This is a genomic window from Embleya sp. NPDC055664 (genome assembly GCF_053618075.1).
The window spans coordinates 1-19,019 of the sequence record NZ_JBSHGZ010000045.1 but is presented as its reverse complement, the minus strand read 5'-3'; the positions used below and the strand labels follow the sequence as shown (position 1 = coordinate 19,019).

The 19,019-nt window shown below is 69.1% G+C and carries 5 protein-coding genes; 3 read left to right on the top strand and 2 right to left on the bottom strand.

The features are described from left to right. Positions 1 to 821: 821 nt before the first annotated feature. From ACWGR4_RS42275 to ACWGR4_RS42265, 3 genes are all read left to right on the top strand, one after another. Positions 822 to 1,385, top strand: a complete 564-nt coding sequence (locus ACWGR4_RS42275) for a hypothetical protein (protein WP_452130583.1) — start codon at positions 822 to 824, stop codon at positions 1,383 to 1,385. Between the two features lie 2,766 nt (positions 1,386 to 4,151). After that, on the top strand, positions 4,152 to 15,977 hold the full coding sequence (locus ACWGR4_RS42270; RefSeq protein WP_452130582.1) for a LamG-like jellyroll fold domain-containing protein: 11,826 nt from the start codon (positions 4,152 to 4,154) through the stop codon (positions 15,975 to 15,977). Positions 15,978 to 16,237: 260 nt separating this feature from the next. Next, complete coding sequence (locus tag ACWGR4_RS42265) at positions 16,238 to 16,783, top strand: SMI1/KNR4 family protein (RefSeq protein WP_380014900.1); 546 nt, start codon at positions 16,238 to 16,240, stop codon at positions 16,781 to 16,783. On the opposite strand, the gene ACWGR4_RS42260 is transcribed toward ACWGR4_RS42265, so the two are convergent. Then, a complete protein-coding gene (locus ACWGR4_RS42260) occupies positions 16,773 to 18,134 on the bottom strand; it encodes a hypothetical protein (RefSeq protein ID WP_452130581.1) in 1,362 nt (453 codons plus the stop codon). The genes ACWGR4_RS42265 and ACWGR4_RS42260 overlap by 11 nt on opposite strands. Before the next feature lie 330 nt (positions 18,135 to 18,464). Continuing rightward, positions 18,465 to 19,019: helicase associated domain-containing protein (locus ACWGR4_RS42255; protein WP_452130580.1), on the bottom strand; the 555-nt coding region annotated here is incomplete at its 5' end.

Here is a 19,019-nt window from a genome sequence, read left to right as displayed (position 1 = left end):
GGTGGGGTGGGTTTCGGGGTGTGGGGGTGGGTGTTCGGGTATGGCCCGGTGGGGTTGTGAGCTGGGGTTTTCTCATTTCCGCTGGGATTCGCGGGTGTTGTGGGATGCATCGAGATTTTGTGCAGTTCGGTTGGGGATGCCAAAGGGCAGCGGTTGCCCGTCCCTGTTTTTGTGTGTGGTCGGAGGGCTCAGCCCGGGTTTTCAGGGTGTGGTGGCGGATCCAGGACCGAAAAAGGTCGTCGTGCCCAGGCGCGAGGCGGCCGAGTCCGAGCATGTGGGCGAGGTGTTCGAGGAATCCGGTCACGGCCGGGTGCCGGTCGGGCCGGGGTGTCGCCGGTAGGCGCGTACGAGCGAGGGCGCGGGCGAGGACGAGCGTTTCGGGATGGACGATCAGCGGTCGGGGCGCGCCGGTGTTCCAACACGCGTGCCGCGGGCACCACAAGCGGTGGGCGGGGAGATACACCCGTGCCCGCGCGGTGGCGCCGCGGGTGTGTCGCAGAGTGCACCACGGGCACACCCACGAGGGTTGTTCGTACGGGCCCGGGCGGTGCCACGAGGCGATGCCTGCCCCCGTCGGGCCGGGAGCGTCCGGTGTTCGGGCCGGGTTCCGGTTCCGGTGCCGTGCGAGGTGGGGGAGTGCTCGCGCAAGGTGGCGGCGGCCGTCGGGTGCGCGGTGGCTCTATCGACGTCCGGCGCGGCGGCGAAGTCGGGACGTCGTGCGAGTGGCCGTGGTACCGATGCGATTTCGGATGGGCCAGCGCGTCGGTTCCGCCCGGTGGTTTGATTGTTCCTGTCGGCGGCGGCTTGGGACGGGGACGGTCGTGTGGAAGGACGTGATGCCGATCGTGGTCGGCTTCCTGCTGACCACGGTGCTGGGCGGGCTGCTGGGGGTCCTCTTCCAGCGACAGAGCTGGGCGCACCAGTATCGCGTCCAACTCGCCGACCAGGAATTGCAGCTCGCGTTGCGGATCTTCGAGGAGATCAGCCGACTCCTGGACAAGCGGCTGTACCGGCTCCGGCTCCTCGCCGGCGAGGCCACCCCACCCAACACAGGAGCCCGCAGCGCGCTCGCCGAGTCCCACATGGACGCGTACCGGGCGGTGCTGTTCGAGTGGAACGACGGCATCAACCGCAACCTCGCCCTGGTTCAGCGCTACTACGGCGCCGAAATGCGCGATCGGCTCGACAACACGATCGGCGCGGCCTTCGTGGACCTCGGACGTGAGGTGGAAGCCCTGTGGAAAGGAGCAGGGCAGCTGCGCCCGGACCTCGAAACCCGTCTGCGACAGCTCGGCGGTTTGGTCTACCACTTCAACCTGGAGATGATCCAGGCCGTTCAACAGCGTGACGTGGGCTTGCTGGGACGTGCAAGGCCAACAGTCTGACCAGTGCCGAACGTCGGCACCCGTTCCTCGTGAAGGCGCCCGGTCGGATGTACCGCCCGCCCGCACCGCTCGCCATCCGGGTCCACCGGCTCCGGCGGACAGCTCGGTGACCTGCGCAGATCCCAAGTCCGGTGTCACAGGTCAGGTTTGCCCGATTCGCCAAGGCGCCGTCGTTCGCGACCCGCGTCGGCGTCACGAACAGACGTCACGCGGTGACCTCTGTGCCTGTTCGACAACGGCCACCGCGCAGCCCCCTCGCATCCCGCCGCCCCGGACGGACTCGGCCTCGGGCCGCGTTCGGCGCGGTTCCCGACTCGGGGCTCGCCCCCGGCCGCGCCGGGTCCGGCTTTCGGACGACGGAGGGGGCGCGCCCGGTGTGTCGGTGTCGTCGGTGATGATCCTTCCCGTGACCGATGTTCCGGCGCCCGGCGCCCGGCGCCGTTCTCGCTGATTTCGATGCGTACACCCGGGCCGTCGCCGCCGTCTTCGCGGCCGATCGGGACCGCCGCATGGGGTGGCAGCCGCAGCTGGACGACGACGCGTACGAGGCCCTGGCCTACGCGATCGAGTGTTACGAGCGCGAGCACCTCGAGGAGGTTCTCGCCGATCGACCTCCGGGCCCGCCGTTCCCGGTGCCGGTGCCGGACGACGCCCTGATGGCGAGGCGGAGGCAGGCATGGGGGGCGACCCCGGCGCCCGGGACCGGGGTTGCTGTGTGGGACGAGTGGTTCTACGTGCCGGGTGTCGGTGTCGGACCGCTGCGGTTCGGGATGACGGTCGACGAGGTGGTCGAGGCGGCGGCCGGGATACTCGGCCGGACGAGGGTGGGTGAGTGCGCGTGGCGCCACGCGGCGTTCTCGCCGACGTGGTGGATCGAGGTCCGCAGCCCAGAGCCCCCTCCCTCATCGACCCCGGTCACGGCGTATGTGAGCCGAGACGCAGGGCTGTTCTGCGTGGCCGTCGACGCCGAGCACGGTCCCCGGGTCGCCCACGACGGACTCGCCCTGGTCGGCAGGGACCGCGAGGAACTGGAGAGCGACGCAAACGCGTACGCCGACGCGAGGGGCGTGTACCTTCGCTACTCGCCCGCGGGGGGGTTTTGCGGGACCGGACGATTCCGGGATCGTGTTGTGCGGGCAGACGGTCGGGCGGGTCCTGCGATCGCGCCCGCTGTTCATGGTGGCGCGCGACGGCGCGTACACCGAGTGGGACTCGATACCCTCCGAGGAGTACCGGCACAGCGGGCATTCCACGGCCTGAACCCCGGGCTGAGCCGACCGGGAACCGGCCGGAACACGCCCGTACCCTCCGGAGCCGGCCGACCCCGGCCGGCGGAGACGGCTTCCGATCACCGCGCCTGCGTGCGGGTGCTCAACGCGCTGTGCCGGTGGGATGCCGGTCGTGCACTGCCGGGGTGAGCGGGTGGTTTCGGTCGCGGTACCACACGAGTTTGCTCAACGACGGCCGCGTCGGCGGTCGTGGTGATGGTTGCGGTGAGGCCGAAGTCGTGGACGGCGGGGCGACCTTGCCCGTCCCACCAGCCCCACGCCGTCTCCACCTCGTCCCACAGCCGTCGCGCCCCGCTCTGCAGCGCGGCTCGGACTGTGCCCGACGACGAACCCGACCGCGGCGACGGAAGGCCCCGAGCTGGTATCGGGGGCGTGCAGCCACAGGGTTCCGCCGCCGTGGCCGTCCAGGACAGGTTGGGCGAGGCAGTTGCGAACGTGCGGCCCCAGGACGAAGCCGACGGGGTCGAACGGCCCGGCGACCGCGTTGTCCCATCCGAGCGAGGTCGTGGACACGACAGCAATGGTGGCCCAGTCGTGGGGAGCGCCGCTGCGCCGTAGTGGCGGCGGTCGGGGCGTTGGCGGCGGAGTTTCATGAACGCGAAATTCGGGTCTGCGTCGAGGATGCCTGGTTCGACCCGTGCAGCGATTAGGAGACCGGTTATGCGTAAGGGGCGGCCGGCGTCGCGCCTACTCTGACACGGGACCTACCCGCGCCCGAGATCGATGAACGGTCGGGCCCGCCGGCGCTCCGAGGGAGCGCCGGTGGGCTCGGGTGGTACCGAATGCCCGATGCCGCCGGCCGGAGCACCGTCGCCGTGGCCGTGCTCGACCGTGTGCGGGTGGGCCGTCGTCCGGGACGACTTCGATCACACCTTGCGCGGTCAGCGAGCATACCTGCCTGCGGTGGACGAACACCGGGATCAACGGCATGAGAAGAAGCCACCGGTGCGCGCCCATCCCTCCTTCGTGAGGATCGCCGACAGGGGCAGGAGCGCGGGTAACGGGCGGAGTGACGATCGGCCCTCGGCTCCGCGTCGGATAGGCGGTGAGCCTTGTCGTGGTACCGCCCTTCACGTGTGCGTGCAGGACGGCGGGATCGTTCCGTGCGGGTGCTGGGGCACACCGGGGTCACCTTCCCCGGTGATACCGGCGATTATCCAGGCGTTGGTGGGGAGTTGCTGGCGACGAGCCGCTGCCCGGACATCGGCTCGGCCGTGCTCGCCTGGACGTCCTGCATCCCGTGTATGGCGATGCCCGGGCGTCCGCCCTGCCTCTCACCGGCGGGTCGTAATCCGACCAAATACCCACGTCTGCACGTCTGTTGGTGTCCATCGACTTCTGAAGGGGCTGCAAGGTTGTAGGAGTTTCGTATGACGTGAATCATCTGTCGACAAGTATCTACATACATCGCCGTGGGTTTTCACCAGCCGTTTGGATGTGCGCCTGTCATTTCTCTATCTCGTGGGGGAGCAGTCCCGTGTTCGGTGGGCTGTTGTGGCTGCGTGCGCAGCGTCCGACCGCGTTCGTCGCCGCGATGGCGATGACCGTGGGTCTCGTCGTCGGTGGGGCGTCCGCCGTGTCCGCCGCGACCCCGGGGGAGACGAGGTACGGCAAGCCGACCCAGGAGTGGGGGTCGGCCGCCGGCCGGTCGCACCAGGTCGACACGGCGCAGACGCGCGCGGGGCTGGACGGCAGTGGGCGTCCGGCCGGTAAGGCTCCGGGTGAACTCGGCCCCGATCAGGGGCCGTTGACGCCGGTCCCGGTCGAGTCCACACCGGAGCGGCCGCTCGCGGGCGCCGCCACGCAGCAGGTCCAGTCGCCGCCGCAGGCCGGCGGCACCACGATCACCGCCGCCCCGGCGGAACCCGCCAAGCCCGCCGCGGGTTCCTCCTTCGACGAGCGGACGAGTCGCGAACTCCCGGCGGAGCGCGATTCGCACGCCAGCGTCTACGAGAACGTCGACGGCAGCCGTACCCTCAAGGTCTCCCAGGACCCGGTCAACTATCGTCTCCCGGACGGGTCATGGGCGAAGGTCGACAACACTCTCGCCCCGATGGGCGGCAACCCCGCCGACCCGGCGTGGTGGCGTACCCGCGCCGCCGCGAACCCGGTTGACGTCGCCACCAAGGCCGACGCGGCGCGGCTGGCGACCCTGCACACGGGCGGCGGAACCAGCGTCGGCTTCGGCCTCGACGGCGCCGCGCCCACGGTCGGCCGTACCGCGTCGGACAGCATCACCTTCACCGGCGCCCGTCCCCAGTCGGACGTCAACCTCAAGGCCGGCGACGGCGAGATCAAGGAGACGATCCTCCTCAACTCGCCGTCCGCGCCCGACACGTGGGACTTCCCGCTGCACCTGGCGGGCCTGACCCCCACGTTGGACGAGAACGGCAATGTGGCGTTGACCGACGCCGCGGGCGCGGTCCAGGCGATGGTCCCGCACGGGTGGATGATGGACTCCGCCGTCACCCCCGCCTCCGGCGAGGGCGCCACGTCGGGCGGCGTGACCTATGAGCTCCTCACCCGCGACGACAACACCCGAGTCCTGCGGGTCAAACTCGACCGGGCCTGGCTGAACGACCCCGCCCGCGTGTACCCCGTCAAGGTCGACCCCACCGTCGCGGTTACGCCCGCGTCGACCTCGGTGAGCATCATCCAGGGCCGCAACTTCTTCCAGACCGACGTCTACCGCCTCGGCTACAACTGCGACAGCGGCTGCGCCAACGCCCCGATCCTGCTCAACACCTCGGCGGTCTCCGCCCAGTTGCAGAACAACACGATCACCGGCGCCCGACTCGCGCTGTGGAACGTGCACTCGTGGGACTGCCAGGCGCCGCGCGCGGTGTCGGTACACGGCAACACCGCCGCCTGGAACCCGAGTTCGGTGCGCTGGCCGGGCCCCTCCTACGGCCCCGCCCTCGGTTCGGCCTCGTTCGCGCTCGGCAACGAGTCGGACGGCTGCAACGACGGCTGGGGCGTCGTCGACCTCGGCTCGGGCGGGCGCGACCTCATCCAGGGCTGGGTCACCGGAGCGGCGAACAACGGCCTGACCGTGCGTACCGCCGAGGGCGACCCGAAGACGTGGAAGAAGTTCGACACCGCGCCCAACGGCGGCGTCAAGCTCGACATCGACTACACCCCCTACCGGGCCGCGTACAGGTTCAACAACCTCGTGCGCGAGGTGACCGCGACCCAGGACGGCATCGCCAACGTCACCGTCACCAACAACGGCACCGTCGGCTGGACCAAGGGCATCCACTCCCTCCACTACCGCCTGTTCGACGCCGGCGGCACCGAACTCGGCGGCGACAAGATCCGCTGGACCGCACTGCCCAACGACGTTCCGCCGGGCCAGTCGGTCACCCTCGACGCCACCATCGCCAAACTGCCCCCCGGCACGTACACCCTCGCCTGGGACATGGACGGCAGCAACATTCCCAAGTTCTCCCAGATGGGCGTCCCGCCCCTGCCGATGGCACTCGGCACCGCCAACAAATGGCCCGTCATCACCTCGATGACCCCCGGCAACGGCTACGAGTCCGACACCACCACCCCCACGTTCACCGTCGCGGGCAACGACCCCGACAACTACCCCCGCCCGTCCCTCGACTACTACTTCGAGGTCTGCACGGTCGACGGCCAGGACCACCGCAAGGACTGCAAGAACACGCCCTGGCAGACGTCCGCGTCGTTCACCGTCCCACCCAGCTGGGGACTGGCCAAGGGCGGCAAGTACGCCTGGTACGCCTACATCGGCGACGGCGAGAGCCCGTCGGTGCGGCCCAACCCGGCCGTGTTCACCATCCCCAACCGCCCACCGGCCGTCGACACCGCCTGGCCGCCGAGCGGCTACACCTTCTCGACGCTGACCCCGATGCTCCACGTCACCGGGCACGACCGCGACGCGTGGCCCGCGAACCAGCCGCTGCGCTACAAGTTCGAGGTCTGCGAGGTCGACGGCGCGAACACTCGCAAGGATTGCCACACCTCGGACTGGCAACCGCAGTCGCCGTGGACGGTGCCCAAGGAGTGGAACCTCACCTGGGGCAAGACCTACGCCTGGTACGGCACCGTGGGCGATGCCGCCGGCGCCGACGGCACCTTCGCACGCGCCGCCATGTTCTCCACCCAGGTGCCCCAGCCGGCGATCACCAGCCGGCTCTCGGCGGGTTCGGCCGGCAAGGAGTTCAACGAACAGGTCGGCAACTACACCACCGCCGCCACCGACGCCTCGGTGAGCGCGGTCGGCCCCGACCTGACCGTCTCGCGCACCTACAACTCGCTCGACCCGCGCACCGACACCGCCTTCGGCGCCGGCTGGGCGTCGCGCTGGGACATGCGCGCGATCCCCGACAACGACGGCTCCGGCAACGTCGTCGTGGTCCTGGCCACCGGCGGACAGGTCCGCTTCGGCCGCAACCCCGACGGCACCTACGCCGCACCCTCCGGCGGCTTCGCCACCTTCACCGCCGTGCCCGGCGGCGGCTGGCAACTCGCCGACAAGTCCGGTACCCGCCAGGTCTTCGACACGAACGGCCGCCTGCTCTCCGTCGCCGACTACGCGGGCCGTACCCAACAGATCACCTACAACGCCGACGGCCGCATCTCCCGCGCCACCGATGCCACCTCGGGCCGCCACCTGACCTTCACCTGGACCGGCGCCCACGTCACCCAGGCCGGCACCAACCCGATCGACGCGAACACCCCCGGCCCGATATGGACGTACGGCTACGACGGCGACCGGCTCACCACCGTCTGCCCGCCCACCCCCGCCGGCGGCCCGGCCGCGCCGTGCACCCGGTACGACTACACCACCGGATCGCACTACCGCTCCGTCGTGATGGACGCCGCCCCCCGCTCGTACTGGCGGCTCGGCGACCCTGGCCCGACCACCACCGCGGCCGACAGCGTTCCCACCGCGACCGCCCGCGAGGGCGCCGAGTACCGCAACGTCACCCTCGGCCGGCCCGGCGCGCTCGCCGGATCCCCCGACCAGGCCGCCGGATTCGACGGCACCTCCTCCCACATCCGACTCCCCGCGGACATCGTCGGCAAGTCCACGTTCCTCAGCATCGAGATGTGGTTCAAGACCACCCGCCCCGGAGTGCTGTTCAGCCAACAGACCCGCACCCTCGACGACCCCGCGGGCGTCGGCGGCGACTTCAACCCCGCCCTGTACATCGACACCAACGGCAAGCTCCGAGGCCGCTTCCTCACCCGAGGCACCACCCCCGACCCCATCACCTCCGCCGCGAACGTCACCGACGACCAGTGGCACCACGCCGTCCTGTCCGCCACCGGAACCGCCCAAACGCTCTACCTCGACGGCCAGGCCGCAGGCACCATCACCGGCGAGGTCTACCACCCCGCCGCGAGCAACACCGTGATCGGCGCCGGCTTCGCACAGGGCACGCCCCAATCGCCCGGGAACATCTCCTACTTCACCGGCAGCATCGACGACGTCGCCCTGTACGAACGCCCGCTGGGCGCCACCGGCGTGGCCGAGCACTACGCGGCGCGCGCCGCGGCCACCCAACTGACCAGGGTCACGCTGCCGTCCGGCCGCACCCACGCCGAGGTCGCCTACGACGCCCGCACCGACCGCGTCACCCAGGTCACCGACGTCAACGGCGGCGCGTGGAAGCTGGGTCAGCCCACCTATTCCGCCTTCTCGGCGGGCTACGCGAGCGCGATCACCGCGTCCGCGCCGGTGGCCTACTATCGCCTGGGCGAGCAGGGCGGGACCGTCGCGAACAACGCCTCGGGGAGCGCGGCGGCGGGCACGTACCACGAGGTGATCCCCGGCCGTGCGGGCGTGTTCGCGGGCGGCGACGACACGGCGGTCGAGTTCAACGGCACCACCTCCCACGTCGAATTGCCGCAGAACCTGCTGCGGACGCTGCCCCGACTCTCCGTCGAGGTGTGGTTCAAGACGGACAAGCCCGGAGTGATCCTCGGCCATCAGTCCAACCCGATCGACGACCCCGCCGGAGTCGGCGGCGACTGGACACTCCCGCTCTACGTCGACGTCAACGGAAACCTGCGCGGTAAGTTCCTCCAGGCCGACGGCGGACGGGAAATACCCATGCGCTCCGCCACGACGGTGACGGACAGCCGCTGGCACCAGGCGGTGATCACCTCCGACGGCACCGCGCAGACGCTCTACGTGGACGGCGCCAAGGCCGGCAGCATCAACGGCGCGATCAACAACGAGAACGCGAGCCGGGTCTACCTCGGTGCCGGCTTCTCCACCTTCTGGGCCGACGCACCCGGCGGCGTCAGTCACTTCGACGGCTCCATCGACGAAGTCGCCGTCTACGACCGGGCGATCGACGCGACGGCGGTCGCAGAGCACTTCGCCGCCCGCAGCGCGGTGGTACCCAATGCGGGACCGGCCTATCGGGCGGCCGTCACCGCCGCCGGGCCATGGTCGTACTTCCGGTTGAACGAGACGTCCGGAGCACAGGTCGCATCGCAACAGGGCGCTCGAGGGACCTACGGCGCAGGACGCGCGGTGTCCACCGTCGGCACCACCGAAGGCGTCACCGGCGGCGACGGATCCGCCGTCTTCAACGGCACCGGTTCCTACATCGAGTTGCCTTCGGGGCTGGTGCACGGCTCCTCCCAAGCCACCATCGAATTGTCCTTCCGCACCTCCAAGCCGGGAATGCTGTTCGGCTACCAGTCCGCCGGAATCGAGGAGTCCCAGGCCACGTACACGCCGGCGTTGTACGTGGACACCGATGGGAAGCTGCGCGGCAAGTTCTTCGTGACCGGCGGCCCACCGCAGCCGCAGATCGTCTCCACCGCGTCGGTGAACGACGACAGATGGCATCACGTCGTCCTCACCACCGACGGCATCGTCCACACCCTCTACCTCGACGGTGTCGCGGTGGGCACGATCAGCGGCGCGGTCTTCCACGAGAAGAGCATGCGCAGCTTCGTCGGCGCCGGAGCCTCCGCCGGTTACGAGAAGGCACCCGCAGGCAACGGCTGGTTCGACGGCCGCATCGACGAGGTCGCCGTCTACCGCAAGTCCATGGATCCGGCCACCGCTGCCGCACACGCGGCCGCGGCGGGCAGCCCGGCGGCGGACTACCGCGCGCGTATCCTCGCGGCCGGCCCCACCGGTTACTGGCCGCTGACCGCCACCGACAGCACCACGGCACCGATCGACCTGGTGCCCGGACCGGCCACCGACGCGGCCGGCGCCTGGAACGTCCGGCAGGGCGTCGTGGGCGCGTTCGGCGCCGGCGGCGACCGGGCGGCCGGCTTCGACGGCATCTCCTCGCACATCCGACTTCCCAAGGATCAACTGGGCGGCGTTTCGCAATTCACCGCCGAACTGTGGTTCCAGGCCCAGGGGCCGGGCGTGCTGATGGGTGCCTCCACCCAGGACTTGCCGTACACGGACGCGGAAACACCGGCGACACCCATGCTCTATGTGGGTACCGACGGCCAATTGCGCGGCGAGGTCTGGAACGGCATGCCCGCCCCGATCACTTCGCCCGACTCGGTGCTCGACGGCCGGTGGCATCACGCCGCGCTCAGTGTGGACGCCCCCGGCAAGGTCCAGAAGCTCTACCTCGACGGCAACCTCGTCGGTGCCCCGCTGGACGCGTCCTCGATAATCGTCGACCCCTACATCACCATCGGCGCAGGCCCGGTGAACAACCTCGCCTGGCCGGCCAAGCCCACCGACATCAAGGGCTACTTCAAGGGCGCCATCGACGAAGTGGCGATCTACCACCAAGCGCTCGGCGCGGACACCATCGGCAGGCACTACGCGAGCGGCTCGGCGTCCGACGCGGCCACGCTCACCACCACGACCACCGTCACCGACCCGAACAACCGCCAGGAAAAGCGCACCTACGACTCGTTCCGCGGCCGCGCGCTCAGCGTCACCGACGTAGACGGCGCCACCACCACCTACGGCTACGACAGCGGCGGCTTCCGACACACCGTCACCGACGCCAACGGCAACTCGGTCATCAGCGGCCACGACACACGCGGCAACGAGATATCCCGCACCACCTGCCGCACCACCACCCAATGCTGGACCGGGTACCAAGAGTTCCATCTCGACAAGGACAACCCGCTCGACCCGCGCAACGACCAACTCGTCGCGATCCGCGACCCGCGCACCGCCGACGTCGGCGACAACACGTACAAGACCACATACACGTACACCCCCACCGGCCACCCCACCGGCGAGACACGCCCCGACGGATCCACCACCCAACGCGCCTACACCACCGGCACGGAGCCCGCCGTCGGCGGCGGCACCGCCCCGGCCGGTCTCCTCGCCTCCACCACCGAACCCGGCGACCGCATCACCACCTTCGCCTACTACGCCAACGGCGACCTGGCCTCCACGACCGACCCGGTCGGCCTGATCACCCGCCAGACCTACGACGGACTCGGCCGGAAGATCACCCAAACAGTGATCTCGGACAGCGTCCCCGCCGGCGTCACCACGACCACGTCCTACGACTACGCGTCACGCCCGACGACCGCGACCGGGCCGGGCGTCCGCAACGAGATCACCGGTATCACCCACACGATCCGCGGTACCACCGTGTACGACGTCGACGGCCGCGTCGTCGAACAGTCGACCGCCGACCTCACCGGCGGCGACGCCACCCGAACCACCACCTACACCTACGACGCCAAGGGCCGACCCGAAACCGCGACCGACCCCGAGGGCGGAGTGACCCGCACCGCCTACGACGCCTTCGGACGCCCGACCTCCACCATCGACCCGGTCGGTACCGAAACCCGCCACACCTACACACCGAGCGGGCAACCGGCGGAGACCGTGCTCGTTGCCTGGGACGGCGATCCATCGGGAACCCCACGCGATTTGGTCGTACAGTCCCGTGCCTACGACCCGGCGGGGCGCCTGGCCTCGGTTACCGACGCGATGGGCGCGACCACCGCGTACACCTACTACGACGACGACACCAAGGCCGAAACGATCGCCCGAGCCGTGCGTCAACCCGACGGCACGACCGGGGACATCGTCCTGGAGCGCCTCGGCTACGACGGCGCCGGCAACGTCACACGCAGCACCACCGGCGGCACCACGATCACCGAGTTCGCCTACGACGCACTGAACCGCCCGACCCGGACCGTCCTCGACCCCGGCGGCCTGAACCGCGAAAGCACCACGCAATACGACACCGCCGGCTTCGTCGCCCGCACGCAGCGCACCGGCCCCGGCATCACCACCCCGGAAGCCACCGACTTCACCTACGACAAGGCCGGCCGCGTCCTGCGCCAGACCGCCCACAACGAGACCGCCGCCCCACGCGTCGACGACGTCCTCGTCGGCACCTGGACGCGCGACCAACGCGGCCTGGTCCTGGAGGAGGTCTCACCCAACGGCAACGCCACCGGCGCGACGCCGAGCGCGCACACGATCACCCACACCTACGACGTCCTGGGCCGGGAGATCTCCACGGCGTCCCCGACCGTCGAGGTCACGGTGGCCGGCGCCCCGCCCACGAATACCCGCCCGACCACGACCGTCGGTTACAACACCTTCGGCGAGCCGGTCGTCTCCCGCGACGCGAACGGCCGGGTGACCACGAGCGTCACCGACCGCACGGGCCGCACCACCGCCACGACCCTGCCCCCGTACACCCCCGCGGGTGCCGGCCAGCCGATCACCGCCACCTCCCAGGTCCGCTACGACAAGGCCGGCCGCGCCATCGAGTCGACCGACCCGCTGGGCCGGACCAGCAAGGTGCGCTACGACCGGATGGGCAACGTCGTCGAGAAGACGGCCCCCCAGGCACCCACCCAGCCGAGCGTGTTGGCCACCCCGGGCATCAACCGGGGCCCGCTGCTGAATCAGACCTTCACGGACACACCACCCACGCCCCCCACCTGGCACTACACCTACGACGCCAACGGCCGCCAACTGTCCGCGGTAGACCCCGAAGGCGCCCGCACCGAGGCCACCTACGACCAACTCGGCCGCCAACTCACCGCGACCCGGGTCGAACGCTTCCCGACGGCCAACAACTTCACGACGACGATGACGTACGACGACGCGGGCCGCGTGGTCGCGACCGCGTCGCCGACGGGCCGCGAGGCATTCCAGATCTACAACCCGGCGGGGGAGCCGACGCGCCGCTGGGGCGACACCGACGAAGTCACCGTCGACTACGACGGGTTGGGCCGCCAAGTCCGTACCTATGACGGGCAGGGGCGGGGCAACCGATGGACCTACAGCCCGCTGGGCCGGGCGGACAAGGTCGAGGACATCGTCATGCGCTACAACGGCGACGTCCTGGGCGAGGCGTCCCTGCGCACGTCGTCCCAGTCGTACGACCCCGACGGCAACCAGACCTCGACCGTGACCCCCGCCGGTGGCCGCACCGACCTGGCCTACGACGCGGCCGGTCGCCTGACCCGCCAGACCGAGAAGATCAACGCGACCGAGTCGATCGTCTCCTCCTTCGGATACGACGCGATGGGCAACCGCACGCGCTTCACCGACGGCAAGGGCAATTCCACGATCTACATCCACACGGCCTGGGACCAGCCCGAGAGCGTGATCGAGCCCGCCACCACCGCACACCCCAACCCCGCCGACCGCACCTGGCCCACCACGTACGACGCGGTGGGCCAGGCCACGGTCCAATCGGCACCGGGCGGCGTGCGCTCGAACAACACCTACGACCACCTCGGCCGCCTGATCGAACAAACCGGCACCGGCGCCGAAGCCCCCACCGACAAGCGCGTGTTCGCCTACGACGACTCCGGACGCCTGAGCAAGGCACAAACCCTCGGCGCGGCCGCCCCCAAGTCCACGAACACCTACACCTACAACGACCGCGGGCTCCTGCTGACCACCACCGGCACCTCGGGCAACTCGCAGTACACCTGGGACGCCGAAGGCCAGATGGCCGGACGCACGGACGCGGCCGGCACCGCCCGCTTCGCGTACAACCAGCAGGGACGTCCCTACCTCGCGTCGGATCCGCAGACCGGCCGCACCGTGGAATACGCCTACGACGGCTCCGGCAACGTCGTGGGGCAGAAGTATTGGGATCACTGGCCCGTCATCGAATGGCCACGAACCAACACGGCAGCGGCCCGTTCCGCCGTTCGAGCCGACCGCGCATTCGCCTACGACGACCTCGGCCGATTGACGACGGACGAGGTACGAGGAGGGGACGACCTGCCGAGGATCTCCACCTCCTACGCCTACGACGCCGACGACCACATGACCGGCAAGGACGACTCCACCACCGGCGGTCGCGACAACACCTACACCTACGACCTGGCGGGCCGCCTCACCCAGTGGAACGACGGCACCACCGCCACCCCCTACACCTGGGACGCCGCCGGCAACCGCACCACCGCCGGCCCCAAGACCGCCACCTACGACGAACGCAACCGCCTCCTCACCGCAGGCGACACCACCTACACCTACACCCCACGCGGCACCCGCTCCACGATCACCGTCCCCGGCCTGACCAGATCACTGCAATTCGACGCCTTCGAACAACTCGCCCAGGACAACGCCACATACGGCTACGACGCCCAGGGCCGCATGATCACCCGCAACGCCCAATCCGGCTTCGCCTACGACGGCACCACCAACAACCTCGTTGCGGACGGCACCACCAAATTCACCCGAGGCGCGGGCGGCGACCTGATCGCCACTGGCAACGGCACCACCGGCACCCTTGCCATCACCGACCAACACGGCGACGTCACCGCAGCGATCGACCCCACCACCCTCAACCGCACAAGCTCCACCACATACGACCCCTTCGGCCAGGTCACCACCCAAACCGGCCCCAAGCCCGGCCTCGGCTACCAGGGTGCCTGGACCGACCCCACCACCGGCCAGGTCAACATGTCCAGCCGCTGGTACGACCCATCAACCGGCGGCTTCGACTCCCGAGACACCTGGACCCTCAACCCAAGCCCCTCAGCCAATGCCAACCGATATGCATACGGCGGAAGCGATCCCATGGGGAACACCGACCCCTCTGGACATTGCCTATGGGATGGCTGCGTGGTAGAGGGATCTGCGGTCTATTGGGCTGCCGCAGGGGCCCTTGCCGTCGGTGCCGCATGCATAGCCAAGTGCCAGTCCCTGGCGCAGGGTTTGGCCAACGGCCTGTCGAACACATGGTCCGGCGCTCAAAGCCTCGGATCCAAGATCAAGAACAAGTGGAACTCGTGGACCGGAAGCGGGGGAGCAACGGCCGGCGCTGGTGCAGTGGCCAGTTGGTGGATAGCTCACCCCACCACTGCCAGTAGCGCCGCCTCCAGCGCGGCGGCAGCCGGGACGCGGGCAGGCGACCTCAACGCCTGGGCATGCCGAACTTACGGCGCCTGCGGATCCAGCGGCGGCCCTGGTAAGGGCCCCGGAAGCACCACCGGCCCCGGCGGTTCCGGCGGACCGGGTCGCTGCGTCGTGGGATGCCGAGGTGGAGGCGGTAAGGGCCCCAGCAAGGGCCCATCGAGTAAGCCTCCCATCAAGCCCAAGCCGAAGCCCCCACACCGCCCGACTGCCCCCAAGAACCGGCCTCCGACTGCCGCAACACCGATTGTTGACCCGCTGGTGGCCATCATTAGAGGTTTTCTGGACGGAAGCCGGACGCTGGATAATATTCAAAATCCATTGGGGAGCCCTGAAACCGCTTTCAATTCTCAAGATGAAACTCTGTCCCGTTCTGAGGAGGAGAATGCCTTCTTGGTTGCACCCGAAGCCAGAAATCCCGGAGGTGATTCTGCCGACTCGGATAGATGCGACGACGGTCCTGGTCAGAATCTTCATGGAAATATAACCTACTACCCTCGCGAGCGTTTCCGGCCAGGAAGAGACGGGTGCCGGGCCACGGGAGCCATAGGCAGGTTCAATAGCCCTCTGGATCTCGAAGATGGCACTCCCACCGCATGGAATAAAACATTCGAATCCGGAATGGTTCAACCTCCTGGTTTCTGGGAAATTCCGGAGAACAAGCGAGCTCGTGGCCATATCATGGGCAGGCAATTCGGTGGATCGGGTACCGATCTCAGAAACCTTGTCCCCTTGTGGAAGAGGGCGAATAGCCCGGAAATGAGTACTATCGAAAATGCAATCGCCGGAGAGATCAAGAATGGGCAGAAAGTCGTGTACGAAGTACGGCCAGTATATTCGCCGGGTGCGGGGGCAAGGCCCGATTACATGCACTTGACGGCCAATGGCAATCGGGGCATGAATGTCGATTGCTATGTTCAGAACGTGCAAAATCCGCAGGCGCCGATCTGCAGCTCGCAGGACTACAGAAAATGATGCCCCGCCTGTTTCCTCTCGGGAAGGGTCAACATCGCTGGCATCTTTGCGTTGATCTGCGCGCATATCGCCGAAGACGGGGCGCGGCGGGTACGGGCGACGTTGGTTGGTCGAGTGTGATGGTGTTGACGGGGGGTGTTCGCAGAGCAGGGGCGAGTGAACGTGCCTGCGTTGGTGGGTGCCAAGTCGATTCGTGGGATAGTTGCGCCAACAGAGGCGGCGTTCCGTAGTCGCCCGTAGATGGGCGCACGATCCGGTGAATGGAGTTTGCACATATGTCGAGTTTCGAATCTTTGCGTTCACTGCTGGGGGATCCGGACTGGTGGGTTCGTTCAAATTCCGATGTATGGATTGCGAGCGAAGAATATCTGGGGCTTCGGTTGCCGTCAGATTATAAACAGTTTATGGATTTCTACGGCCCGGGTCTGTTGGATGAGTATCTGCTATTGGATCTCCCTGAAGGGCCGTCATCCGAAGAGGTTGTGGAGTTTTGGTCCCTGGCGTCGTGGGTGAGGGCAAGGGAGTCCCGTCCTGATGCTTACCCGTACGCTTTCGCTCCGGATCGAAATGGCTTGATTGAATGGGGTTCGGACCAGCATTCGAACAGCTATTTCTTCCTCCCGTCCGCACCAGACGCCTCTGATTGGAAAATTGTGATCACCAGCGAAGCTGGAGAATGGTTCAAAACTGACGGAACGTTCACCGAATATCTCGTTCGATGCTTCCAGCATTCTTCGGAGCGCCCTTCCTTTGTGGACAGGTCATGGCCTCGTCCGGGTGCCCGATTCAGACCATTCAATATGTGAGTGTGTGGTGTGCTGTCAGCCACCCGCCCGGGCGCCTGCCGCGGTGTGAGTGATTGGGTGGCGGTGGTTGGTCGTCAGTGGCGTCGGAGTGTGGCGTGGGTGATTCCGCGCTGGTCGGGGCGCCGCTATGTCTTTCGTCGAACGTGCGCTCCACGTGACCCTTCGCCGGGCCGTTCGCCGGCGGCACCGGCTGCAGCGACACCCCCAGGCTCTCGCACGCGGCCACGAACGAGGCGGACACGAACACCCTCCCCTGGTCGACGACCACCGTCTCGGGAACGATCACCGGCCGAGCGGCCGCCCCCTCCAGCCGCTCATCCAGACTCACCAGCCGCTCGTAGGGCACCACCGACCGCCGCATCGCCAGGTCCGCGTCCCAGCCCGGACGCATCCGCATCGGCGCGACCATCTCCGCGAGCAACACCGCCGCGTCCACCGCACTACTGCCCGGCGGCCGCAGCACCGCGGCGCAGATCGCCCGGGTCGCCACGTCGATCGCGATCGTCAACTCCGGGCGATCGAGCACCCCGTCCGCCATCACCGCGAACACGTCCAACGACGTGCTGTCCATCATCACCAACTCGCCCGGCCGCAAGGCCACCGTCACGCGAAACGGCGGCTCGGGACGACAGGCGTGAACACGCCGCTGCACGGAACTCCCCAACAGCCCCTGGCCGTCGCCGAGCGCATGCACCAGCCGGTTGAACGTCGACGGGGGCGGCACCGCCGGCGCCCCCGGCCCGAACCGGTCCTCCAGAAGCCACCCCACCCGCACCCGCAGCGCGGTCAGCGTGCCCGTCGACCGCTCCCGCTGCTCCCGCAGAACCGCCGACACCGCCTCCACCACCCGCGGATCGGCCCGCCCCACCGGCGACCTGGGACGCACCACCCGCTGATCGACCAGCCCCCACACGCCCTTCCTCCGGTACCGCGCCCGCATCCTGCGCACGGTCGCCACACTCGTCGGCGTCCCCGGATCCGTCAGCTCCGCGGCCTTGGCCTCCTCCCGCTGCGTCAGATTCCACCGCGCCGGGTCGTACCGCGCCCGCGGCGTCCCCGAGGGCGGATCGGCTACGCCCGACTCGACCTCACGCACGTGCCGTTCCCACGCCAGGGCCCGATCCCGGACGTCCTCGGGAAGCGCGTCCAGGAGCCCGAACGGCGGCACCACGGGCCGCGCGGCCCCCACGACCTCGAAGCCCGGGTCGGCGAACACGTGGGGCAGCGACACGGCCGCGACGGCCCCGCCCTCGTCCAGGAGCCGCGCCGAACCCCCCGCCAGGACCACGACCGTCCACTCCCGCCCCTCCAGACGGACCCGGTCCCCGACGGCGAGCGCACCGCCCCTCAAAGCGTCACCACGCGCGTCGCGTCGACCCGGGCGACGGTCCGCTCGTGCAGAGGCCGATCCAGGGCCGCGCGCAACACCCCACCCCACATTCAACGAGAACGACGACATTCGCCGATTCGCGAAGCTATCGCTGCCGCTATGCCGCACCGACCCGCCCAGGGCGTCGGCGCCGGCCCGTAGCACCCGGCGATCCGACTCACGAACGACCACGTCGTCTCACCCCCCACCGGAGCGACCCGAAACACCCCCACCGACACCACACCCCATCCCCGACCTCACCGTGAACCTCACATTCACCGAACCCGAAGACCCCCGGACCAATGCCGCGGTTCACCAGCGCATGCCGAGTTCGGTGAGCAGCCGCACCCGCTCCTCGCTCAACGATCCGCGTCGGGTGCGTTGGTTGTTGACCCACTTTCCGAGCCGCACCCCCACGGCACCGCCACCCTCGCGCGCGCCACCACCGGGTCCGGTCGCCGTCTGCGTCGCCACGGTCTCGACGTGTGCGCGGGGCACTTCGAGGTGCCCTTCGCGTTCGCGGTAGGCGACGGCCGCGGCGAACGCCGTCTCCCACGCGCCCCGGCCGCGCCTGTCCGCCCGCGCCCCGTCGCGGTCGGCCGCAGAGCCGCCGACATCGACGCCCGCAGCCACCGCCGCGCCGTTCTCCACGCCGTCGCCGCCCGCCGCGCCGTGCTCGCCTGCCGCTGCGCCGTGTTCGGGTCGGATGCCGAGTTGATCGAGCTGCTCGATCTGCCCGGACCTGAGCCTGGCCCACACGGCGGGCTTGGCCTGCCGCTGCGCCCAGGCGCCGATGTCCCGCCCACCGGCGACGTGTCCGGGCACGAGTTCGTCGAGGGTCCCGCCCCGCCGCAGGTGCAGTCGTAC

Coding starts and splice junctions, on each gene's coding strand:
- ACWGR4_RS42265 (WP_380014900.1), top strand. CDS start 16,238: ATGGAGTTTGCACATATGTCGAGTTTCGAATCTTTGCGTTCACTGCTG.